Raw genomic sequence first — 22,365 nt, 5'->3', positions numbered from 1 at the left:
CTATTTTATGCTAGCCTAACCTAGAAATAGCGGGGTAAACGATAATGAAACTGGCTGTCTACAGTACCAAACAGTACGACCGTAAATATTTGGATCGGGTCAATCAGGACTACGGCTACCAGATGGAGTACTACGACTTCATGCTGAGTCCGCAAACGGTGAAAACCGCTGAAGGATTCGATGCCGTATGTATTTTCGTCAACGACGACGGTGGGCGCGAAGTGCTGACCGAATTGGCCGGGTTTGGCATCAAGATCGTGGCTCTGCGCTGCGCCGGTTTCAATAACGTCGATCTTGACGCCGCCAAAGCGCTGGGGATCTCGGTAGTTTATGTACCCGCCTACTCGCCCGAAGCCGTGGCGGAACATACCGTCGGCATGATGATGAGTCTGAATCGACGAATTCACCGCGCTTATCAGCGCACCCGCGATGCCAATTTCTCACTGGAAGGCTGATCGGCTTCAATATGCATCGGCGAACGGCGGGGATTATCGGCACAGGGAAAATCGGGGTGGCGACGCTACGCATTCTGAAAGGATTTGGTATGCGCCTGCTGGCGTTCGATCCTTATCCCAACCCGCAGGCAAGAGAACTAGGAGCGGAGTACGTCGATCTGAAAACGCTGTACGCGGAATCGGACGTGATTTCCCTGCACTGCCCCATTACGCCGGAAAATCATCACTTGCTCAACGAGGCCGCTTTTGCGCAGATGAAGGATGGCGTGATGGTCATCAATACCAGCCGGGGCGGGCTGATTGATTCACAGGCCGCGATTGAAGCCCTCAAACAGCAAAAAGTGGGGGCGCTGGGGCTGGATGTGTACGAGAACGAACGCGCGCTGTTCTTTAGCGACAACTCGAACGACGTCATTCAGGACGATATTTTCCGTCGGCTGTCCGCCTGCCACAACGTGCTGTTCACCGGCCATCAGGCGTTCCTGACGGAGGAAGCGCTGACCAGCATTGCGGGCACGACGCTGCAAAGCCTGCGTCAAATTAGCCTGGGCGAAGACTGCCCGTTCGCGCTGACATAACGTCGCTGCCGATCCGCTAGCGGAATCCACCGGCCAGGCAGGAGCCATCTTCGAGCGACTGGGCGTCGCAGCGACGTCCGTTGGTCAGCAGACAGGTGCCCACGCTGGCGCCGTTCAGTTGGCGGGCCAGCCCTATTTTACCCCCAGCCAGCGTACAGGAAGCGGCGGCCGAATCCTTACCCTGCCAGGCCGTCATTTCCTGAGCGGACAACCTGACGGCTTCCGCTGGCACAACCGTATTCTCTTCCGCCGCTTTTTCACTGCTGCTGCCGCATCCGACCAGCACCAGTACCCATCCCGCCAACATCCCCTGCCGCAGTTTCATGTCCCGCCCTCATCACCCAATTAGTCCCAATCCTATTTACCACAGTTTATTGCGTGATAGCAGACCAGCAAGCCGTTAGCCGTGAAAGTTTTTTTCGAAATGAGAAAAACGGCGAGAAAAACACATAGAACCGGCCGTTCTCCGCGTTAACATGCTGGGAAAATCGCCGACCGGCGTGAAGGCCATCAGGGTGACAGCAATGAGATAGCGATTGTGGCGACGCTTGATGATAAACTTGCCCGCCATAAGCTTTATGCCCTAACCCTGCCCAAACTTGAACGTGAGCCACAGTGAAATGTCAGAAATTCAATCGGTGACGCCCAAACAGCAGTACAACCTGAATAAACTCCAGAAGCGCTTGCGCCGTAACGTCGGCGAGGCCATCGCCGCGTTCAACATGATCGAAGACGGCGACCGCATCATGGTGTGCCTCTCCGGCGGCAAAGACAGCTACACCATGCTGGAAATATTGCGCAACCTGCAGCAGAGCGCGCCGATTCAGTTTTCGCTGGTCGCCGTCAATCTGGACCAGAAACAGCCGGGATTCCCGGAGCATGTGCTGCCGGAGTATCTCGACACCCTGGGCGTCGAGTACAAAATTGTGGAAGAGAATACCTACGGTATCGTCAAAGAGAAGATCCCTGAGGGTAAAACAACCTGTTCGCTGTGCTCACGCCTGCGCCGCGGCATTTTGTATCGCACCGCCACCGAACTCGGCGCGACCAAAATTGCGCTCGGACACCATCGCGACGATATTTTGCAGACCCTGTTCCTGAACATGTTCTACGGCGGCAAGCTCAAAGGTATGCCGCCCAAGCTGATGAGCGACGACGGCAAACACGTGGTGATCCGTCCGTTGGCCTACTGTCGGGAAAAGGATATCGAGCGTTTCGCCGAGGCGAAAAACTTCCCCATCATCCCCTGCAACCTGTGCGGTTCACAGCCTAACTTGCAGCGTCAGGTGATTAAAGATCTGCTGCGCGACTGGGATAAACGCTATCCGGGACGCATCGAAACCATGTTTACCGCCATTCAGAACGTCGTACCGTCCCATCTAGCCGACGAAAAGCTGTTCGATTTCAAATCCATCACCCACAACAGTGAAGTGGTGGACGGCGGCGATTTGGCGTTTGATCGAGAAACGATCCCGCTACAGCCGCTGGGCTGGCAGCCTGAGGACGACGAGATAGCGCCTCCCGCCGATCAGCGATTGGACGTCGTCGAAGTCAAATAAAGGCGAGAAGATATCTGAAACGGCCGGTCTAAGTACCGGTCGTTTTTTATTTGTCGCTCGGAAGGCGGTGGTACGGACGAAAAAAAAGCCGGCATAACTTTGCCGGCTTGGTGTGAATTAAGTGTGCTATGCAGTAATTCAAAATAGGAAGTAAGACAATATGGAGCGCAACGCCCATCGCTTGACGTTGCATTCACCTGCGAACGGAATTTTGCTGTATACACCGTTTGGGAATGTTGATGTTGCTCAAAGTTGGGCGGTTTTTTTTATCAACGGACGGCAAAATCGCGCTTCCCTACTTGAAAAATCGGCGGTCCTCACATCCATTTACTTCGCTTTAACCACCAGGCAACCATCAGCACCATAAAGACCAGCATCATGCAGAAAGAGATAAATCCAATCGAACTGCCTGAACCGGGGATCCCCCCAAGGTTGACGCCAAACAGGCCGGTGAGGAAGGTTGTCGGCAGAAACAACATCGCCAGCACCGACATGTTGTACGTCCGCCGATTCATCGACTCCGCCATCAGGGTGTTGATCTCATCCGCGATGACCGCGGTACGGGCTATGCTGCCGTCCAGGTCTTCCAACCCTCTCCCCAACCGTTCGGCGATTTCCAGCATCCGGCGACGGTCATCATCCTGTAGCCAGAACAGCTTTTCTCCCGACAGACGAGAGAAAATGTCGCGCTGCGGCGTCATATAGCGGCGCAGAACGATCAGCTGTTTGCGGATCAGCGAAAGCTCGCCGCGCGCCGGCATCTCCTGCTCCAGCAACGCATCTTCCAGATCGATGATCCGTTCGTGGAGCTGGTCGATGAACTCGCTGGTATCGTCGGTCAGCGCCTCAGCGATGGAAACCAGCCAGCTGCTGCTGTCCGTGGGGCCATTGCCCTCTTTCAGGTCGCTCATGACGGCATCAATGGCCGCCACTTTGCGGCGGCGTGTTGAGACAATCAGTTTATCGGTGATGTAAATGCGCAGCGCCACCAGCTCATCCGGCCGCGCGTCTCCGTTGTAATTAATGCTGCGCAGCGTAATCAGAGTACCTTCGCCCAGCCGGCTCACGCGGGGCCGCGCGCTTTCTCCTGACAGCGCGTCGCGCACCGTATCCGGCAACAGCCGGGTTTCTTGCAGCCAGCGGCTGCTTTCAGGATGAGTCGAATCCAGATGCAGCCAGCAAGGCTGAGTATTGTTGACGATTTCATCATCATTGATGGGAACGACGCCGCCTTTCCCATCCAACTGATAGGAAAATACGGCGCCTGTACGCTGTAATGCGTTTCCATTAATCACGTCTGTTTCCACGGGTTTCTCCCATTGACTCCCCTTTGAGCACTATCTTAGCGTTTCTGACCATAACGGCAACGCCAGCGTGGCGGTCAGCCACGGCGCACAGGTGCCGCGGCTGGTGCATGAGATCAGTGTTTGGTGATATAGAGCATGCGGCTGTAAGCCATGTCTTCCGGATTATTGATGGGATAGCCCTTCACCCAGGGTTTAATCAAGCGGGCGTTGGTGTACTGATAAATCGGTGCGATGGGCGCTTCATTGGTGAGTATTCGTTCGGCCTGGTTGTATTCCTGATTCAACCGCTGACTGTCCGTCTGACCGCCGGTGTCCTTCATCAGCCGATCGTACTCCGCATTGTGGAAGCGCGAGATATTACCGCTGTGCGACGAGGTCAGCAGCGATAAAAACGTCGACGCTTCGTTGTAGTCACCCACCCAGGAGGCGCGGACAACGTCAAAATGACCGCTGTTGCGATTGTCGATGTAGGTTTTCCACTCCTGATTGACCAGCTTGACCTCAACTCCCAGCGTTTTTTTCCACATGGAGGCGACGGCGATAGCCACCTGTTTGTTAGTTTCCTGCGTGTTATACAGCAGAGACAGTTTCAGCGGTTTACCCGGCCCATAACCTGCCGCGCCCATCAGCGCTTTGGCCTGCGCATCCAGTTCAGCCTGCGAATACTGCTCCAGCTCGCTTTGCTCCGGCGTGAATCCGCTGGTCACGTCCGGCGTCAAACGGTAGGCCGGTTTCTCTCCCGTCCCCAAGACCTTCTGAGCAATCACCTGCCGGTCAATCGCATACGACAACGCCTTGCGTACTCGTTGATCGCTGGTCGGCGCGCTTTGCGTGTTGAATGCATAGTAATAGGTGCCCAGCTGAGCGGGCGTATACACCTCGCCCGGCAGCGTCTTCAACAGTTTTTGATACTGATTTTTAGGAAACGATTCGGTGATATCGATATCGCCGGCCAGATAGCGTTTGGTCGCGTTCGACTCCTGGCTAATCGGCAGATAGGTGACTTTACGCAGGACCGTGTGAGCATGATCCCAATAGTGCGCATTTGGCGTCAGCACCAGCTTTTCATTGACCACGCGCTCATCCAGCTTGAACGCGCCGTTGCCCACCAGATTGCCGGGGCGTGTCCAGTCAGCACCGTACTTTTCGACCGTAGCCTGATGAACCGGAAACAGGCTGAAGTTCGCCATCAGGTTGACGAAGTACGGCACAGGTCGACTCAGCATCACCTTCAGCGTGTGGTCGTCCATTGCGACGACGCCCAGTTGGTCCGGCGGCAATTTACCTGCCAGAATGTCGTCTGCGTTGACGATCCCGGCGAGACTGGCGAACCAGCTGAAGGATGAGGTGTTGGCAGGCGTTACCAGACGACGCCAGCTGTAAACGAAATCTTTTGCGGTCACCGGGTCGCCGTTCGACCAGCGTGCGTCCTCGCGCAGGATAAACGTGAACGTGCGGTTGTCGCTGGTCTGCCAGCGTTCTGCCACACCGGGGACCGGATTACCGTGTTCATCCTGATTCACCAGACCTTCAAACAGATCGCGAATGACCGGGATTTCCGGCAGGCCGACGGCTTTGATGGGGTCCAGAGAGGCGGGTTCATCTTTGATATGGCGGACAACGTCCTGTTTGGCGTCCAGCACGGTTCCGGCGGGAACCTGGGCTGCATTGACGGCGCCTGTCAGCGCAGCCAGCAGTCCGACGCAAAGGGCGGAATAGCGAAATGGCATCATGTGTTCGTTCCTTAAAATAGCTGCTGCGCGAGCCGCAAAAAAATACCGGCCCAACGATCCTGAAAACCTCCGTCATTAAGCACTGAGGTTAATCTTTCTTCTATGACGGTATTTTCTGTACGGATGCCTCTGAAAAAGCAACATAAAACCCCCTTCCGGGCGATGCATTATCATAGCCTGAAATCAAATTTTGCCTATCGGAATGACGCCAAAAACAGACATTCTTCGATGCGGCGCCAGCCCGCATCGTGCGTGGACTGCGTGCGAAGGCGTATGCCGTAATGTCAGTCGGTGATTCCACCGGGAAGGAGGCTAAAGCGTGACTTAACCGAGACTTATGTCGAATTAAGTCGCCTTATTTTTTTATACCAATGTTGATAATGTTGCCCTACACTGAACGCCTTGTTAACCACCTGTAATAAAGGACGCAATGATGTCAAAGAATGTACACTTCCAAGGTCAGCCGCTACCGGTTTCCGGCGAATTCCCCGCTGTAGGCAGCAAGGCCAAGGCTTTCTCACTGGTGGCAAAAGACCTTTCTGATATTCCGCTGAGCCACTACGCGGGCAAACGTAAAATCCTGAACATTTTCCCGAGCATTGATACCGGCGTTTGCGCGACCTCCGTGCGTAAATTCAACCAGCTGGCTTCTGAGCTGAACAACACCGTCGTACTGTGCGTCTCCGCCGATCTGCCTTTCGCTCAGGCGCGCTTCTGCGGCGCTGAAGGGCTGAACAACGTGGAAGTGCTGTCTACACTGCGCGGCGCGGAGTTCAAAGAAAACTACGGTGTGGCTATCGCCGAGGGCGGTCTGAAAGGACTGACGGCGCGCGCCGTCGTCGTGCTGGATGAAAATGACGTTGTGCTGCACAGCGAACTGGTCGACGAAATCACGACCGAACCGGACTACGATAAGGCGCTGGCTTCCCTGAAATAAGTGGAATTCCCTGCCACAACATCCCGGCCATCGGCGCCGGGATGTTGTTCTTCCTCACTCACTCACGATCTGAACCGCCCCCTTCCCCTGATAGGCTTTAGACCGCACGTGGCGACGATGCATCCAGCATGCGCCCACCACCAATAGCAACATCAGGCTCCACTCCACGCCCAACGAGGCGATCAGCGCAATGTCGTAACGCCCCTCCGTGGAATGCAGAAGATGAACTAGCACGGAACCTAATACGATGGGGCCCATGCCCATCGCCGTTTGCTGCAAAGTAGACAGCAACGCGCCGCCCGATCCGGCATGAGAAACCGGCACATCCGATAAAAAGATGCGATAAAAGCTGCTGACGATGAACGCCTGACCGAACCCGACCAGACAGGTCGCAGGCAACAGCGTCCACAGCGTCGGCGCAGGCCAGACCCATGCCAGCGTCGCCATCAGCAGCAGCAGACCACTCATCTGGATCGCACAGCCGATAATCAGGGTAGGAATGTTGCCCACGCGCTCCGTGACCCGACCGCTCAGCAACGATGAGATAAAATAAGCCCCCCCCAATCCGATAAAGCTGTTGCCTGACGCTAGCGGCGAAAATCCCGCGCCGGATTGCAGGGCATAGGCGACGATGAACATAAAGCCGCTCCAGCTGGAGAAGAACAGCAGCGCAATGGCGCAACCGAAACGAACGCTCGGCAGTCGGAACAGCGCCGGCGGCAGCAAAGGCGCCTGCTGCCGTTTTTCCTGTCGTCGTTCGACCCGCCACAGCAGCGCAAACAGCCCAAAACTGGCCAACAATGCGACGACGCAGCTTAGCGGCCAGTGCCACAGCGGCCCCAACGCCAGAGGAAACAGCAGGCATGATAAGGCCAGCGCCAGCAATGCCGTGCCCGGTAAATCAATCGCCTTACGCTTCTCGCTGCGGGTATCCGGTACCCAAAACGGCGCGCAGATCAAAATAAGCAGGCAGAACGGTAAATTCACCAGGAAGGCGCTACGCCAGCCGTATCCGCCGATATCCAGACTCAGCAGCGTCCCGCCCAGAACCTGCCCGATAATGAAAGCCAGTCCGCCGATGGCGCTGTAAATGCCGAGCGTCCGGGCATGCCGTCGTCCGCTCAGGCTGACATGGATCGTCGCCAGAATTTGCGGGATAGCCAGCGCCGCGCCAATCCCCTGCCATGCCCGCGCAAACAGCAGTAGCCATACCGACTGAGCGATACCGCACAGCAGCGAGGCCACGCCGAATACGGCGACGCCCACCATAAAAATCCGCCGCCGCCCCAGGTTATCGCCCAGACGTCCCCCCATCGCCAGCGCGACGGCGAAGGCCACACCGTAAACCGAGACAATCAATTCGAGTTCAGCGGGACTCGCGGAGAGCGAGTGGGTAATGGATTCCAGCGCGACGTTAACGATGGAGAAATCAATCATAGGCAGGAGTTGTCCGGCCAGTAATACCACCAGACCAATACGACTTAACCCGTGTGTTAGTGAACCTTGTTTCATTATGTACACCCATTGTAATCATCATCCACGAGCGCTAGCATCGGGGTTAATTCAAACGGGTACCAGTTCTTGATTATCCTGGTATAAATTCCACCTGCCTGGCTCGGAGTCCTTGATATGTCGGAACTTACGACGGCCCTTCCTCTCGACAATACCGAACAAAATCGCAGGCTCACGCTGGGGAAATTTCTGCGCACACGCAGGGAGAGTCTGGACCCGGAGCGACTGGGACTGTCTACCCCGCGCAAACGGCGTACGCCGGGACTGCGTCGCGAAGACGTCGCCCTGCTGGCCGATGTCGGTATTACCTGGTACACCTGGCTGGAACAGGGACGCCCGATCAAAACGTCGGCCAAAACGCTGCTGGCGATCGCCAAGGCGCTCCAGTTCAACGAAGTGGAGACCCGGCATCTGTTCATGCTGGCGGAACTGCCTTTTTCGCCGACAGTGCGCGCCAGTTGCGAGAAGATCAACGAAGATAGCCAGACGATCCTGGACCAGCTCAATCCCTATCCCGCCGTTATCGTTAACGCCCGCTTCAGCATTCTGGGTTTCAATAAGTCCTGGTGTCGGCTGCTCAATATCGATTTGAATCATATCCCTCGCGAAGATCGCAACTGCATCTATCTCGCCTTTACGCACCCGAACTGGCAGAAAGGACTGGCGGACTTGCAGGAATTTCTGCCCAACATGGTGGCCATGTTCCGAGCGCGGCTGGCAGAACATAGCGGCGAACCGCTGTGGGACACGCTGTTGCAGCGCTGTCTGAATGAATCCGAGCAGTTCCGGCAATTGTGGCATCAACGCTACGAGATCCAAGGCGTGATCAATAAGGTGAAGCGTTTTCAGCACCCGCGGCTGGGCGTCATTTCTCTGCGGCAGATTAACTGGTGGACAGCCAGCCATAATGGCGATCGGATGCTGGTCTATATGCCTGCGGAAGAGCAGGATAAACAGACGCTGGAAAAACTGGCTCAGTTGGATTTCCCCGTCTGAGCCGTACTGGTTGCCCCTTTTGAAAAGCAGGAGAACGCCCGATGTTTCCGTTAATCACGCCACGATTTTTTATTCGCCCATTCACCGCGGGCGATATTCCGCAGATCGCAGAGGCGGTTCAAGAGTCCAGAGAGACCATCGGACGCTGGCTGTCGTGGTGTACGGATGAATACAACGTTCCCGAGATTTCGCACTGGGTGGCTCAGAGCGCGCTGCGAATTCATGAAGGCATGGCGTACGATCTCGGCATCTTCGAACAAACATCGGGGCGGCTGATGGGCTCCGTCGGCATCAACAGCATTCAGTCCGGCTATCAGATGGGAAATATCGGCTATTGGGTACGTCAGTCAGAGCAGGGGCAGCAAATCGCGCTGGAGGCCGTGCAGGCCATCACCGCCTTCGGTTTCGAACAGCTGGGCCTGACCCGACTGGAGATCATCGCAGCTGAACACAACCTGCCGAGCCGCCGCATAGCGGAAAAAACGGGCGCGCGTTTTGAAGGTATCGCTTACAACCGTCTGGTCATCCACGGCCAACCGACCGACGCCGCCGTTTACTCGCTGATCCCCGCGCGTTAAACCGCCAGAAAACGACGTGACTACCTCGTCGCGTCGTTTTCCGCAATCAACATGTATGAAAATCAAGGCGACCGCGCGGCTAAAACCGGGCGAGGTGCTGACGTCTGCGTCGGAGGTTGCGTGATGCACGCATAGAACAGCGGCGAGCCGTCAGAGGATGACGACAACGGCCCGACGCTAAAACTGAAGGTTTAAGACGAGGACTCTTCGTCACTCGGCGCTTTACGCGTACTCAACCCATACTCGCGCAGCTTGTTGGCGATGGCGGTGTGGGAGACGCCCAGCCGCTTAGCCAGCTTACGCGTGCTGGGATAGCTCTGATAGAGTCGAGTCAGAACGGAGCGTTCGAACCGTTTGGTGATGTCATCCAGTGAGCCTTCCAACAGCGTTTCGCTGTGCGCCAGCGCGGAAGAAAAGGCGGGCAAGTCGATGTCCTGCAAGGTCAGCTCGTCGCCTTCCAACTGGGTCAATGCCCGGTAGATAATATTTTTCAGTTGCCGCACGTTGCCCGGCCAGCCGTACTGAGGCAGGAGTTGCCGAACTTCGGGCGCGATGCGCGGATGACGCATTCCCTGTTCGTCCGCAATGCGCGCGACGAACAGCTCGACCAGCGGCATGACATCTTCCGGACATGCGCGCAGCGGCGGCAGTTCCAGCGTCAACACGTTCAAACGATAATAAAGATCTTCCCGGAACTGGCCGCGCTGAACCAGCTCCATCAGGTTCTTCTGCGTAGCGCAAATGACCCGCACGTCGACGTGCAGCTCATGCTCCTCGCCTACGCGGCGAAATGTCCCGTCGTTGAGGAAACGCAGCAGTTTGGTTTGCATTTGCGGCGACATTTCCCCGACTTCATCCAGCAGCACCGACCCGCCGTTCGCCTGCTCAAAAAAGCCTTTTTTACCTTCCAGCGCGTTCGGGTAGGCGCCCGGCGCATGGCCGTAAAGCTCGCTTTCCATCACGTCGTCCGGCAGCGCAGCGCAGTTCAGGGCCAAAAATGGCTGCCCGGAGCGATGGCTGCGTAAGTGACAGGCGCGCGCCAGCATGTCCTTGCCGGTGCCGGTTTCGCCGACGATCAGCAGCGGCGCATCCAGCGGCGCCAGCTTACGCGCCCGCTCCATCACCTGACGCATCGTCGGACTGACGGCCACGATCGTGTCGAAAACACGGTCGTCGTTCGCAGACAAATTCTGTAACTGATGCCCCATTCTCGCCGTGGATTTGAGCATCACCAGCGCCCCCGATGCGACCTTTTCCCCGCTGTCATCGTCCAGGTAGAACGGCGTGACCTCCAGCAGAAAGTCCCGGCCGCAGACTACCACCCGCTCCGTTTCCGGTTTAGCGCCCTGCTCCAGCCAGCGGCTGAAGGCATAGCGGCCGACCAGCTGACTGATATTTAACTGAGGCACTTTTTCCGCTGTCTGTCCAAACAGGGACAGCGCCGCCGCGTTCATCATTTCGACGTGACCTTTCAGATCAACGGAAAACACGGCTTCGGGCATAGATTCCAGCAGCGCTTTCAACGCCCGGTGCTCGCGTTCGGACGGCAAGAACGCCACCGTACGGACATCGCTGACGCCTTCGGTCCGCCGGATGTCGGCCATCAGCGCCTGAAAATCCTCGACGCGCAGCGAATCAACGTGGAGATAAATTCGTCCGGCGGCGGCAATTTCGATACCGCGCAGATCGATGTTGCGCAGCACCAGCAGATCCAACAGTTCACGGGTCAGGCCCATACGGTCTTTACAAAAAACTTCCAGACGCATCAACATACCTTCTTCATCAGGCGCGCGGGGGGGACGAAAACCGAATGATACCCTATTCGCCATCGTCGGATGAAGCAGAGTGTCAGCAAAAGTTGACACTTTAGTCTGACGTCGGGTTTTCGGCTGGGGAAGGCACGTTCCGCTTCAACAGACCGATAGCCATCCCCATCGCCAGCATCAGAATGGCGAGCGCGGACAGCAGCAGAAAACTGACGGCCCAGTTGCCGAACAGCGTATGCAGCCCGCCGGTGACCAGCGGCCCGACCGAGGCCAGCGTATAGCCGACGCCCTGCACGGCGGAGGAGAAACGCCGGTTTTCATCCAGATCGCGGGCATGGTCCATGATCAGCATGAAAATGGCGGTAAACCCGCCGCCCTGCGCGATACCGCTGGCCAACGACCAGAGCGGCCATTGATGCGGCCAGTAATACATGCCTGCTGGCGTCAGCATCCAGAATATGCCGACGATAGCCAGCAACAGCGCCCGCGGCACACGCCACAGCGACGCCACCAGCGGTACGCCGAATGACCCGATCAGCGCCGTGATTTGGAATACCGAGGCAATCAATCCGGCTTCGGCGAGACTCATTCCTGCTTCTTGCGTCAGGTAGGCCGGTAGCCAGGCGGTCATACCGTAATAAATAAAGAGATGGACGGTAAAGGCCGTCACCAGATACCACAAAATGGGCTGCCGCCAGAATGTGAGCGAGGGCAACGGCGACAGGCTCATCTGAACCTTGAGCGCCGCCGGCGCGCCCTCTTCATTATGACGCGCGCCGCGTTTGCGTTGAATGACGCGTCCCCAGACAGCCAGCGCCAGGATCGCCAGCACGCACCAGACGGCCAGCGCGACTCGCCAGCCAAACAGCAGCGCCAACGGCGCGGTCAGCGCGGAAGTCAGCATGGTGCCGACGTTAATGGCCGCCGTGTAAAGTCCAGTCGCCATGTTGCGGCGTTGATTAAAGTCCCGGGCGATCACCATCAAACAGACGATATTGCCGACGGTCAGTGACGCGCCAATCGCCAGTGTCCCCACCAGCGCCATCGTGACGCCGCCTGCCGGACGCAACAGCGTCCCTAACGCCGCGCCAATCAACGACACCATAATGGCCCGTTCGATGCCGATGCGGGAGATCAGTATTGAGGCCAACGGCGTCAGCAAGCCGAAGCACAGCACGGGAATGGTGGTCAGCAGTCCCGCCACGGTGACGTTGATGGCTAAATCGGTGCGGATTTGGTCGATAACCGGCGCGATGGCGGTGAGCGGGCTGCGCAGATTGAGCGCGAGGGCAAGCAAAGCGAACAGGATTAAAAGCGGCAACCGCAGTCGGTTATTACGCATAGTGGCATCACATGAAAAGGCGGACAGCCTGGTGTTATCGTGAGTGCAATATACGCTTTTCCCCTGCTGCGATCACCGTGGGCGACATCGGGTCAGGCGAATTATTTTTTAGCAGCGAGCGTTGATTTTAACTGGCCTACCAGCTCGCGACGAAAATCCCCCAGGCGCGGCTTATCGTCCAGCCACGGCAGCGGACGACACAGCTCCATCGCCTTGATGCCGAGACGAGCCGTCAGAAGTCCCGCCCCCATCCCCTGTGCGGCGCGCGCGGACAGACGGGCTGCGAGGTCCTGCGACATCCAGTCCATACCAATTTCACGCACCAGCTCAGACGCGCCGGCGAAAGCCACGTTGAGCAGCACCAGACGAAACAGGCGAATCCGACTGAAATAACCCAGCTCAATGCCGTACAAACCGGCGATCCGATTGACCAACCGCAGATTACGCCAGGCAATAAACGCCATATCCACCAGCGCCAGCGGACTGACGGCGACCATCAGGCCGACTCGGCCGCTGATCGACTGATCTCGCGCCGCGCCTGTATGTCCAGTACGGGTTGCACCAGCTCGGCATACAGCGCCACCACTTCCCGATCGTTGTGGGTTTCATGCAGCGAGGCGAGCCAGCGCTGCATCGCCGGGTGTCCGTGGTCCAGTCCAGCCTGCCGCGCCAGATGCTCGCAAAACGCACGTCCCGCGCCATCCCGTGACTGTGCAACAGCTCGGCGGCGCGGTCGCGCGCCTCCGCCCGCTGACGCAGACGGTACAAACGACGCCACTCCATCGCCAGCGACCCGACGCCCGCGCCGACGATCAACGTTCCGGCAGCGATGCCGCCAAGAGAAATCCAGTCCTGACTCAGCCACGCATGGTGAAGCGACTGGATACCCTGCGCGACGGCGCTGGCGCCGAACAACGCGACGCCCGCCATCGCCATGCGTCGCCACAAACTGCGACGTGGGCGCAACGCGCCGCTCACTGCCGCTTCCGCTACGCCCTCTTCTGGCTCGCTCTCCGCCAGCGTGGGCGTAAATTCCTGGGCGGCCTGCTCGTCGAAAGTCACGTTGGGACGCAGCGTCGGCGGCAAGTCCATCGGTGGCGCCTCTTCAAAGCTCATACGCGGTTTCAGCGGTTCAGTCATCGCAATTTGTCCCCCAGTAAATAGTCCATCACCGTATCCAGGCGAATATGCGGCAGCGGCGTATCGATGCTCATCTCCGGCGGTCGAAACGCATCAAAATGGAACCCTTGCTCCCGCCAGAATGCCGGTCCCGGCAATCGTGACGGCACTTCGCCGGGATAGACCGTCAGCGGCTCGCCATCGCTTAATCGATGGCCTTTCAGCGCCGGGATCTTCTGCCTTGGTGGTCGACCAGACCGCTTTGCGTGGCCTGAACGGAGGCAATCCCGGCACATTCCATGCTGATGCCCTCAAACGCCGCGTTTTGCCAGGCGTCCTGCACCAACTGCTGCAACAGCGACACCAGATTGGCATGCTGATCGGTGGTGATGTGATCCGCCTTGGTCGCGGCAAACATCAGCTTGTCGATGCAGGGAGAGAACAAACGGCGGAACAGCGTACGTTTGCCATAGTGAAAGCTCTGCATCAGCTGCGTCAGCGCCAGACGCATATCGTTAAAAGCCTGAACGCCGCTGTTCAACGGTTGCAGGCAATCCACCAGCACGATTTGGCGGTCGAAGCGCACAAAGTGCTGCTTATAAAAACCTTTCACCACATGCTGACAGTAGTAGTCAAAACGCTGACGCAACATGCCGATATTGGTCGAGGCGTCAGCCTGCGCCAGCGCGGACTCCTGCCCATCGCGCTTTAGCGGCCAGGGGAAGAATTGCAGTACCGGCGCCCCCGCCAGATCGCCGGGCAACACCAGTCGGCCCGGCTGAATAAAATGCAGACCTTCCCGTTTGCAGCGCAACAGATAATCCGTGTAAGCCTGAGCCACCGCCGCCAGCTGGTTTTCATCCGCGGGTGCCAGCGGGTCCAGCTGTTCGCACAGCGTCAGCCAGGCTGCGCCCACGTCAGCCGTTCTCCCTGCAACAACCCGCTCATCTGATGGGACCAGTCCAGATAGCGCTGCTCCAGCATCGGCAGATCTAACAGCCACTCCCCCGGATAATCGACGATTTCCAGATACAGCGTGGAGTTGTCTTTGAAATGCCGCAGCAGCGAATCATTGGAGCGGTAACGCAGCGCCAGTCGGATCTCACTCACCCCGCGCGTCGGCGTCGGCCAGTCGGGTGGCTCGCCGTACAGCGAGGCCATGCCTTCGTCGTAGGCGAAACGCGGTACGCCCAGGTCACGCTGAGGAATGCGCCGCGCGCCCAGCAGCCGATTTTCCCGGACGGGCGTGAACAGCGGCAAACGCGCGCCGTTGTGTACCGACAACAGTTGATTGACCAGCGCGGTGATAAATGCCGTTTTGCCGCTGCGGCTCAGGCCGGTGACGGCCAGACGCAGATGACGATCGACGCCGCGATTCACCAGCGCGCCGATGTCCTGCTGCAATCGATTTAGGGGATTTGCCATGACTCTCCTTTCCCTGTGTGTCGTTTAAGAGGGTGATGGTGGGTAAACGCTATTATGGTGCCCGATAGCAAAATGCGAAAGCGCACGTGCCGGGGTAACAGACGTGCCACGGCGTCGGCGCAGGCTTGACCGTGGCAGAGGGGATTACATCTGGCGGAACTGACTGCGCACGCCGTAAGTGTCAGAGGTGATATAACGTTCGATATCACGCAGACGACGTTCGCTCTCCATCAGCTGCGCATCCGCCTGATCCAACAGTTGGTTGGGAGACGCGTCCGGCGTCCCGTAGGCGTCAGGCGGTGCCGGCTCCAGCATAAAACTCAGCACGATGTACGCCACCACGGTAAAGAAGAACAGGCCGAAAAAGATCGACAGCACGGCAATCAGGCGGATCAGCTTCACCGGCACGTCGAAATAGTGGGCCAGTCCGGCGCAAACGCCTTTGATCATGCCCTCTTCCGGCATCAGATACAGCTTTTTAAAACTCCGGTTCAGTCTCATCAGGATTGTCTCCAGTTCGGATGTTTCGCATCCAGAATCTCTTCCAGCGTTTCAATACGTTCGCGCATACGCTGCGCATCTTGCGTCAATGTGTGCAGCCGCTGCATATCCGCCGTCCCCAACTGAGCACGGTTTTTTCGCTGACTGTAATGCAGCCAAAGCCAAAGCGGAGCGACGAATAGCAGAAAAATGGTCAGCGGTATCATCGTCAGAACCAAGGCGCCCATTTTCTCTCCTTAATAATCATGATGCGTATCTCAGGCTGCCGCCGATGGCGACAGCCCGTAGCGGTTACTCCGTAGGTTTTACTTTAGCTTTCAATGCCGCCAGCTGCGCGTCAATTTCATCGTTCGCTTTCAGTTCGGTGAACTGCTGGTCCAGCGTTTTCTGTTTGCCCAAACCCACGCTTTCACCCTCCGCTTCGATGGAGTCGATGCGGCGCTCAAACTGCTCAAAGCGCGCCAGCGCCTCATCCAGCTTGCCGCTATCCAGCTGACGGCGAATATCGCGCGAAGAGCTGGCGGCCTGATGACGCAGGGTCAGCGCTTTCTGGCGGGCGCGGGTTTCGGTCAGTTTATTTTCCAGCTCGCCGATTTCACGCTTCATGCGTTCCAGCGTTTCATCCACGTTCTCCGCTTCCTGCTCCAGTACGACGATAAGATCGGTCAGCTTCTGCTTCTCAATCAGAGCGGCGCGGGCCAGATCTTCTTTATCTTTACGCAGCGCCAGTTCGGCTTTTTCCTGCCATTCCGTCTGCTGAGACTGCGCCTGCACGATGCGACGCGCCAGCTGTTTCTTCTCCGCCAGCGCGCGGGCTGAGGTGGAGCGCACTTCAACCAGCGTGTCCTCCATTTCCTGAATCATGAGCCGAACCAGCTTCTGGGGATCTTCCGCCTTGTCCAGCAAGGAGGTGATGTTGGCGTTAACGATGTCGGCAAAACGAGAAAAAATACCCATAGTGTTATCCTCTTAATGATTTCCGGCGTCTTGGTACGCCCGTTGGATCCGCCCCGGCGTATCGGGTCACGTTATCTCCATGAGGTAATTCAATCTCCGTGCCAATGTCGCAAAATAAAATAATTAACTGAATTTAAAAGCATTATTCTTTTTTACGTCATGATGCCCGGCTGCTATGCTGGTTAAACTCGCTAACAGTTAGTCAATATGACAAGGTGATTTCGTGGCTTACGAACAAGATTCTCTGCTGGGGGAAGCCAACAGCTTCCTCGAAATGCTGGAGCAGGTGTCTCAACTGGCGCAACTCAGCAAACCGGTATTGGTGATCGGCGAACGCGGCACCGGTAAAGAGCTGATCGCCAGCCGCCTTCATTATCTGTCTCCCCGCTGGCAGGGGCCGTTCATTTCACTCAACTGCGCCGCCTTGAATGAGAACCTGCTGGATTCGGAGCTGTTCGGCCATGAGGCTGGCGCATTCACCGGCGCTCAAAAGCGGCATCTCGGCCGTTTCGAGCGCGCCGACGGCGGCACGCTGTTTTTGGATGAGCTGGCGACCGCGCCGATGCTGGTGCAGGAAAAGCTGCTACGCGTCATTGAATATGGCGTGCTGGAACGCGTGGGCGGCGGGCAATCGTTGCAGGTCGACGTGCGGCTGGTGTGCGCCACCAACGATGATTTGCCCGCGCTGGCGGCGCAGGGAAAATTTCGCGCCGACCTGCTGGACCGCCTCGCATTCGACGTGGTGCAGCTTCCTCCGCTACGCCAACGTCAGCAGGACATCATGCTGTTGGCGGACCACTTCGCCGTTCAGATGTGCCGGGAGCTGGGACTTCCCCTCTTCCCCGGCCTGACCGAGCGGGCGCAGCGCACCCTGCTCGACTACAGCTGGCCTGGGAATGTTCGCGAGCTCAAAAACGTGGTGGAACGTTCCGTTTATCGCCACGGCACCAGTAGCGAGCCGCTGGACCATATCATCATCAACCCGTTTCAACCCTCAGCCACGCCGACGGTGCCGGACGCCAAATCAGACACCCTGCCCGCATTGCCGCTGGATATGCGCGGTTGGCTGAGCCAGCAGGAGCGACAACTGTTGCAGCAAGCGCTGACTCAATCGCGCTTTAATCAGCGCAAGGCCGCCGAGCTGTTGGGACTGAGCTACCACCAGCTACGCGGACTGCTGAAAAAACAGGCCATCAGCGTGAATGAGGTCTGAATTAAGACACGGCGATGATGGCAGCGGGGACGATATAACGCAGGGACGCTTGTCTCTGATGGTGAAAAAGGCAACGGTTGGCGACAAGAAATTGGGGCGAGGCGCAGAGTGCGTTACACTCTGTCTATCGCATATTGCCTGAAAACTCCCGTATGTCTGGAAAATATACTCTTGCGCTAGCGTTGATCTGGTTAACCGGTTCCGCGCTGGCTGCACCGTTGCCGCCCACGCCAAGCCCGACGCCGCCGGAAGATATCCGCAGCAGCGGCTTTGTGTATTGCGTCAACGATGAACTGACGACGTTCAACCCGCAGATGGCGCGTAGCGGCGTGATGGTGGATACCCTCGCCGCACAGCTGTATGACCGCCTGCTGGGCGTAGATCCCTATACCTATCGACTGGTTCCCGAGCTAGCCCAGCGGTGGGAAGTTCTGGATAACGGCGCGACCTATCGCTTCACATTGCGCCACGATGTGCCGTTTCAGCACACGGCATGGTTTGCGCCCACCCGTGCGATGAACGCAGACGACGTGCTGTTCAGCTTCCAGAGAATGCTGGATGCCCACCACCCGTTCCACGACATCAACGGCGGCGAATATCCCTACTTCGACAGTCTGCAGTTCGCCGACACGGTGCAGAGTATTCGCAAAATCGGCGACTACACCGTCGAGATCCGGCTGAACAAACCCGATGCCTCCTTCCTGTGGCATCTGGCAACACACTACGCGCCCATCCTGTCGGCGGAATATGCCCAGCAGTTGCAACAGCAGGACAAAGAGGAGCTGATCGACCGCCTGCCTGTCGGCACCGGCCCGTATATGCTGAACGAATACCGCTACGGGCAGTTTGTGCGCCTACAGCGTAATGACGACTACTGGCGCGGCCAGCCGCGCATGGAACAGGTCGTCTTCGACCTCGGCGCGGGCGGGACCGGACGCCTGTCCAAGCTGCTGACCGGCGAGTGCGATGTTCTGGCCTATCCGGCCGCCAGTCAGCTCAGCATCCTGCGTAACGATCCGCGTCTGCGTCTGTCGCTGCGTCCGGGCATGAACGTCGCCTATCTGGCGTTCAACGTGCGAAAACCGCCGTTGGACGACCCGCGCGTCCGCCACGCGCTGGCGCTGGCGATTAATAACGACCGTCTGATGCAGTCGATTTATTACGGTACGGCGGAGACCGCCGCGTCCATTCTGCCGCGCGCCTCTTGGGCCTATAACAGCGAAGCGCAGATCACCGCTTACAATCCCGATAAGTCGCGTCGGATGCTTCAGGAACTGGGAGTGAATAATTTGCACCTTCAGCTGTGGGTGCCCAGTACGTCACAGTCCTACAACCCCAGCCCGGTGAAAACCGCCGAGCTGATTCAGGCCGATCTGGCTCAGGTCGGCGTTGAAGTGACGCTGATACCGGTTGAGGGACGCTTTCAGGAAGCGCGTCTGATGGAAATGAATCACGACCTGACCCTCGCGGGCTGGGCCACGGACAGTAACGACCCGGACAGCGTGTTCCGTCCGCTGTTAAGCTGCGCCGCCATCCGCTCGCAAACCAACTATGCCCACTGGTGCGATAACGGATTCGATCAGGTGTTACAGGACGCGCTGTCGTCACAACAGCTCTCCAAACGCATTGATTATTATCAGCAAGCGCACCAGATTCTGGCCGACCAGCTGCCGGTGCTGCCGCTGGCGTCGTCGCTGCGTATGCAGGCCTATCGTTACGACATGAAAGGATTGGTGCTCAGTCCCTTCGGCAATACCTCTTTCGCCGGGGTCTACCGCGAAAGCGATGCGCCGAAGCCTGCTGCGCCCGAACTGCCGGAACCGCCGCCGACGGAAGGAGTCGCGCCGTGATTATCTATGCCTTGCGCCGCTTGCTATTGCTGGTGGTGACGCTGTTTCTGCTGACCCTGGTCGGCTTTAGCCTGCTCTATTTCACGCCCCACGCACCGCTGCGCGGCGTGGCGCTGTTTGACGCCTACCGTTTTTATATCGTCGGCCTGTTCCAGTGGAACCTTGGCCTGTCCAGCATCAACGGACAGCCCGTTAGCGAGCAGTTGAAAGAGGTGCTGCCCGCCACCATCGAACTGTGTGTTTTGGCCTTTTCGCTGGCGTTGGTCATCGGCATCGTGCTGGGGATCACCGCCGGTATTCTGCAAAACAAAACGCAGGACAAGATATTGAGCGGCCTGGCGCTGCTGGGGTTCTCACTGCCGGTCTACTGGCTGGCGCTGTTGATGACCCTATTCTTTTCGCTGCACCTGGGCTGGCTACCGGTATCCGGCCGTTTCGACCTGCTCTATCAGGTGCCGCGCGTCACCGGATTTTCGCTGATAGACGCCTGGCTGGCGAAGTCCCCCTACCGGGATGAGATGATGATGAGCGCCGTCCGCCACCTGATTTTGCCGGTAACGGTGCTGTCCGTCGCTCCCACGACCGAAGTGTTCCGGCTGATGCGGATCAGCACCACCGAAATTATCGGCAAAAGCTACATCAAGGCGGCCTACACGCGCGGGCTATCGCGCACGACCATCATCCGTCGTCATTTGCTGCACAACGCGCTGCCGCCCATTGTGCCCAAGCTGGGGCTGCAATTTTCCGCCATGCTGACGCTGGCGATGATCACCGAAGTCGTGTTCAGCTGGCCGGGCGCGGGACGCTGGCTGGTGAACGCCATCCGCCAGCAGGACTATGCCGCGATTTCGGCAGGCGTGATGGTGATCGGTATGATGGTGTCTTCCATTGGCGTGCTGTCTGATATCTGGGGTGCGATGACCAACCCATTGAAACATAAGGAATGGTATGCTCTCAGATAAGACTTATATAATAAATATTTTTTCATTTATTATCATGCAATTATCTTTATACAAAGACAAAGATATCAAATTAGGCACACTTTGATGTACACATTATATTTAAGTCTTTTATTACTTCGATTTCGCGAATCGTCAGAGGTTACGAGAGCATGAGAGGGAATGTGATTTGACTTGGCGGGCGGGCGGACTGGCGGGCGGACGGCTAATATCTAGCCCCAACCCACCAGCGCGACTTGCAAAACCACCGCACTATATCTTGATAAACGCAGAAAAATGATGCAGTGGTGGGCTGATTGGATTGATGAAATTTTGTGAGTGAATCAGAGCCGTCCGTGGCACGCGGGGCGAACATTGAGGATTGCCTCGTTATAGGGTTGAGTTCGCATGCTTGCTACAGCATATTGGTTATATCATGTTAATAACATGTGTAATTTTATAATAAAAACCCATGTTATTTTCAGTCACCACCCTTTATTTCTTTTATTTTAGCCAATGCTGACTCGGGGTTGGAAATAGACTCCTCAATCAGATCCAGTAGCTGCTTTATCGCCTCCGTGTGATACGCGGCGGCCGCTCCAGATGTGTTCAAATATTTAAAATCATCAATTACCGTTCCGTCACTAAATTCTCTGGGTGATTCTGAAACAGCAATTGGACAATTTTTCTCCACATCCTGAGCAATTAGCCCAACTTCAGCTACCCCGTCTTTTTTGTTATATGTGCACCCCCGCCACCCGACAACAGACTCAAGGGCATTATCTACTACCTTGATATTTGTCTTATGTCTTTCATCCGATCCGTTTACCCAGCTACCACCAGAATATGCGTTACCATCATTTCTAAAAGTCCAAACATAACTAGTCCCTGATGATGTTTGTTGAAGAAGTATCCTCGCGCTATGAAAATTTCCTGATGAAATATAGTACTGGTAAGATGCTTGGAAATTATCCACTCCTTTACAAACTCCATAACCAGATGAATCTCCGTTGAATGGGACAGTCAGGGGAAATCCTGTTGTGCAGTTTAAAGGGCCGGCTAAGGTTCCTCCGCTGGACGGTATTACACCTAAATTGGTTCTTGCTGCTGCTTTATCCGCCAAGTCAGAAAGGTTATTAGCTATCCCCAGTTTTGCCGAATTTACCGCTGCTAACGAGATGTTTATTGCAGATATCTGATCAGTTACGCCCTTCCAGGCTGGTCCTGAATATGTTGTTCCATCAGGGAGATTAACGGTCACAGTTCCCGAACCACTCAGTATTTGCTGCCAATTATTCTTGTCTAGGTTCAATCCCCTGATGGCATAAGTAACCTGAGAGGCCAGTTGTGCCGTGATCGCCGTCATTGTGTCTTTTGGTACGGCGTTCCATGCGGCCCCTGATGTAGATGGCCCATTATAGGCCTTAATCAGTGTTAACTGAGTGCCACTATCCACTGTCTTTACCGGCAGCGTGTAAGTAACTCCACCGATGACGGACACAATAAAATCACCAGCAGTTAAATCTGAAGAAAAAGATGTTGACGAACCACTCACTACAGCCGAGTTATTCGTTAATGTGATCGTACCTGATGACATAT

General features: G+C 56.8%; 17 protein-coding genes and 3 pseudogenes. 8 read left to right on the top strand and 12 right to left on the bottom strand.

Annotated features, from left to right (window positions below; genetic code table 11):
* Positions 1-44: 44 nt before the first annotated feature.
* Positions 45-1,033 (top strand): annotated as a pseudogene (locus tag AU509_RS12510) (2-hydroxyacid dehydrogenase).
* 16 nt (positions 1,034-1,049) lie between these two features.
* Here the strand turns inward: AU509_RS12510 and AU509_RS12505 are convergent.
* Positions 1,050-1,358 carry a putative hemolysin gene (locus AU509_RS12505; RefSeq protein WP_085651859.1) on the bottom strand — a complete coding sequence of 103 codons (309 nt, stop codon included), beginning with the start codon at positions 1,356-1,358 and terminating at the stop codon, positions 1,050-1,052.
* Positions 1,359-1,653: 295 nt separating this feature from the next.
* Between AU509_RS12505 and ttcA the strand changes: the two genes are divergently transcribed.
* Positions 1,654-2,592, top strand: coding sequence for a tRNA 2-thiocytidine(32) synthetase TtcA (gene ttcA, locus AU509_RS12500; RefSeq protein WP_094118501.1), 939 nt, complete (start codon positions 1,654-1,656; stop codon positions 2,590-2,592).
* Positions 2,593-2,909: 317 nt separating this feature from the next.
* Here the strand turns inward: ttcA and zntB are convergent, their stop codons facing one another.
* Together zntB and AU509_RS12490 are read right to left on the bottom strand one after the other, a co-directional pair.
* Positions 2,910-3,899, bottom strand: coding sequence for a zinc transporter ZntB (zntB, locus tag AU509_RS12495; protein WP_085651861.1), 990 nt, complete (start codon positions 3,897-3,899; stop codon positions 2,910-2,912).
* 113 nt (positions 3,900-4,012) lie between these two features.
* Positions 4,013-5,629, bottom strand: a complete 1,617-nt coding sequence (locus tag AU509_RS12490) for a peptide ABC transporter substrate-binding protein (RefSeq protein ID WP_094118521.1) — start codon at positions 5,627-5,629, stop codon at positions 4,013-4,015.
* Between the two features lie 436 nt (positions 5,630-6,065).
* On the opposite strand from AU509_RS12490, the gene tpx reads away from it, so the two are divergent.
* Positions 6,066-6,569 (top strand): thiol peroxidase, encoded by a 504-nt coding sequence (tpx, locus tag AU509_RS12485; RefSeq protein WP_094118500.1) that lies wholly within the window; start codon positions 6,066-6,068, stop codon positions 6,567-6,569.
* 54 nt (positions 6,570-6,623) lie between these two features.
* Here the strand turns inward: tpx and AU509_RS12480 are convergent, their stop codons facing one another.
* Positions 6,624-8,081 carry an MFS transporter gene (locus tag AU509_RS12480; protein WP_094118499.1) on the bottom strand — a complete coding sequence of 486 codons (1,458 nt, stop codon included), beginning with the start codon at positions 8,079-8,081 and terminating at the stop codon, positions 6,624-6,626.
* A gap of 117 nt (positions 8,082-8,198) precedes the next feature.
* Between AU509_RS12480 and AU509_RS12475 the strand changes: the two genes are divergently transcribed.
* Positions 8,199-9,077 (top strand): helix-turn-helix transcriptional regulator, encoded by an 879-nt coding sequence (locus AU509_RS12475; protein ID WP_094118498.1) that lies wholly within the window; start codon positions 8,199-8,201, stop codon positions 9,075-9,077.
* A 41-nt stretch (positions 9,078-9,118) separates the two neighbouring features.
* Positions 9,119-9,655, top strand: a complete 537-nt coding sequence (locus AU509_RS12470; protein WP_085651865.1) for a GNAT family N-acetyltransferase — start codon at positions 9,119-9,121, stop codon at positions 9,653-9,655.
* 191 nt (positions 9,656-9,846) lie between these two features.
* Here the strand turns inward: AU509_RS12470 and tyrR are convergent, their stop codons facing one another.
* The 7 genes and pseudogenes from tyrR to pspA form a co-directional block, all read right to left on the bottom strand.
* A complete protein-coding gene (tyrR, locus tag AU509_RS12465) occupies positions 9,847-11,421 on the bottom strand; it encodes a transcriptional regulator TyrR (RefSeq protein WP_085651874.1) in 1,575 nt (524 codons plus the stop codon).
* Positions 11,422-11,521: 100 nt separating this feature from the next.
* Positions 11,522-12,763 carry an MFS transporter gene (locus AU509_RS12460; protein ID WP_085651866.1) on the bottom strand — a complete coding sequence of 414 codons (1,242 nt, stop codon included), beginning with the start codon at positions 12,761-12,763 and terminating at the stop codon, positions 11,522-11,524.
* A 101-nt stretch (positions 12,764-12,864) separates the two neighbouring features.
* Positions 12,865-13,903: pseudogene (locus AU509_RS12455) on the bottom strand (TIGR01620 family protein).
* Positions 13,900-15,307, bottom strand: a pseudogene (locus AU509_RS12450) (YcjX family protein). Before AU509_RS12450 ends, AU509_RS12455 begins: the two co-directional pseudogenes overlap by 4 nt.
* Before the next feature lie 144 nt (positions 15,308-15,451).
* Positions 15,452-15,808 (bottom strand): envelope stress response membrane protein PspC, encoded by a 357-nt coding sequence (gene pspC, locus AU509_RS12445; RefSeq protein ID WP_085651869.1) that lies wholly within the window; start codon positions 15,806-15,808, stop codon positions 15,452-15,454.
* Positions 15,808-16,035 carry an envelope stress response membrane protein PspB gene (gene pspB, locus AU509_RS12440; RefSeq protein ID WP_085651870.1) on the bottom strand — a complete coding sequence of 76 codons (228 nt, stop codon included), beginning with the start codon at positions 16,033-16,035 and terminating at the stop codon, positions 15,808-15,810. The genes pspC and pspB overlap by 1 nt, the downstream gene beginning before the upstream one ends.
* Positions 16,036-16,099: 64 nt before the next feature.
* Positions 16,100-16,765, bottom strand: coding sequence for a phage shock protein PspA (pspA, locus tag AU509_RS12435; protein WP_094118497.1), 666 nt, complete (start codon positions 16,763-16,765; stop codon positions 16,100-16,102).
* Between the two features lie 223 nt (positions 16,766-16,988).
* Between pspA and pspF the strand changes: the two genes are divergently transcribed.
* The 3 genes from pspF to sapB all read left to right on the top strand — a co-directional run bounded on the left by pspF (position 16,989) and on the right by sapB (position 20,790).
* Positions 16,989-17,978, top strand: a complete 990-nt coding sequence (pspF, locus tag AU509_RS12430; RefSeq protein ID WP_094118496.1) for a phage shock protein operon transcriptional activator — start codon at positions 16,989-16,991, stop codon at positions 17,976-17,978.
* 152 nt (positions 17,979-18,130) lie between these two features.
* Complete coding sequence (gene sapA, locus AU509_RS12425) at positions 18,131-19,828, top strand: ABC transporter substrate-binding protein SapA (protein WP_094118495.1); 1,698 nt, start codon at positions 18,131-18,133, stop codon at positions 19,826-19,828.
* Positions 19,825-20,790: a putrescine export ABC transporter permease SapB gene (gene sapB / locus AU509_RS12420; RefSeq protein ID WP_094118494.1), complete on the top strand. Its 966-nt coding sequence runs from the start codon at positions 19,825-19,827 to the stop codon at positions 20,788-20,790. Before sapA ends, sapB begins: the two co-directional genes overlap by 4 nt.
* Before the next feature lie 457 nt (positions 20,791-21,247).
* Here the strand turns inward: sapB and AU509_RS12415 are convergent, their stop codons facing one another.
* A complete protein-coding gene (locus AU509_RS12415; RefSeq protein WP_139824053.1) occupies positions 21,248-22,363 on the bottom strand; it encodes a tail fiber domain-containing protein in 1,116 nt (371 codons plus the stop codon).
* Positions 22,364-22,365 lie beyond the last annotated feature (2 nt).

The sequence above is a fragment of the Lonsdalea britannica genome, assembly GCF_002111595.1.
In the GTDB taxonomy this organism is placed as follows: Bacteria; Pseudomonadota; Gammaproteobacteria; order Enterobacterales; family Enterobacteriaceae; genus Lonsdalea; species Lonsdalea britannica.
Note: the sequence above shows the minus strand (reverse complement) of the source record. Positions and strands in the feature narration are given on the sequence as shown.

Bases quoted from the DNA above. Each gene is read 5' to 3' on its own strand.
- AU509_RS12480 (WP_094118499.1), bottom strand. From the start codon at position 8,081: ATGAAACAAGGTTCACTAACACACGGGTTAAGTCGTATTGGTCTGGTG.
- AU509_RS12460 (WP_085651866.1), bottom strand. From the start codon at position 12,763: ATGCGTAATAACCGACTGCGGTTGCCGCTTTTAATCCTGTTCGCTTTG.
- sapA (WP_094118495.1), top strand. From the start codon at position 18,131: ATGTCTGGAAAATATACTCTTGCGCTAGCGTTGATCTGGTTAACCGGT.
- pspA (WP_094118497.1), bottom strand. From the start codon at position 16,765: ATGGGTATTTTTTCTCGTTTTGCCGACATCGTTAACGCCAACATCACC.
- AU509_RS12505 (WP_085651859.1), bottom strand. From the start codon at position 1,358: ATGAAACTGCGGCAGGGGATGTTGGCGGGATGGGTACTGGTGCTGGTC.
- AU509_RS12490 (WP_094118521.1), bottom strand. From the start codon at position 5,629: ATGCCATTTCGCTATTCCGCCCTTTGCGTCGGACTGCTGGCTGCGCTG.
- AU509_RS12415 (WP_139824053.1), bottom strand. From the start codon at position 22,363: ATGTCATCAGGTACGATCACATTAACGAATAACTCGGCTGTAGTGAGT.
- pspC (WP_085651869.1), bottom strand. From the start codon at position 15,808: ATGAGACTGAACCGGAGTTTTAAAAAGCTGTATCTGATGCCGGAAGAG.
- tyrR (WP_085651874.1), bottom strand. From the start codon at position 11,421: ATGCGTCTGGAAGTTTTTTGTAAAGACCGTATGGGCCTGACCCGTGAA.
- pspB (WP_085651870.1), bottom strand. From the start codon at position 16,035: ATGGGCGCCTTGGTTCTGACGATGATACCGCTGACCATTTTTCTGCTA.
- tpx (WP_094118500.1), top strand. From the start codon at position 6,066: ATGTCAAAGAATGTACACTTCCAAGGTCAGCCGCTACCGGTTTCCGGC.
- AU509_RS12470 (WP_085651865.1), top strand. From the start codon at position 9,119: ATGTTTCCGTTAATCACGCCACGATTTTTTATTCGCCCATTCACCGCG.
- ttcA (WP_094118501.1), top strand. From the start codon at position 1,654: ATGTCAGAAATTCAATCGGTGACGCCCAAACAGCAGTACAACCTGAAT.
- AU509_RS12475 (WP_094118498.1), top strand. From the start codon at position 8,199: ATGTCGGAACTTACGACGGCCCTTCCTCTCGACAATACCGAACAAAAT.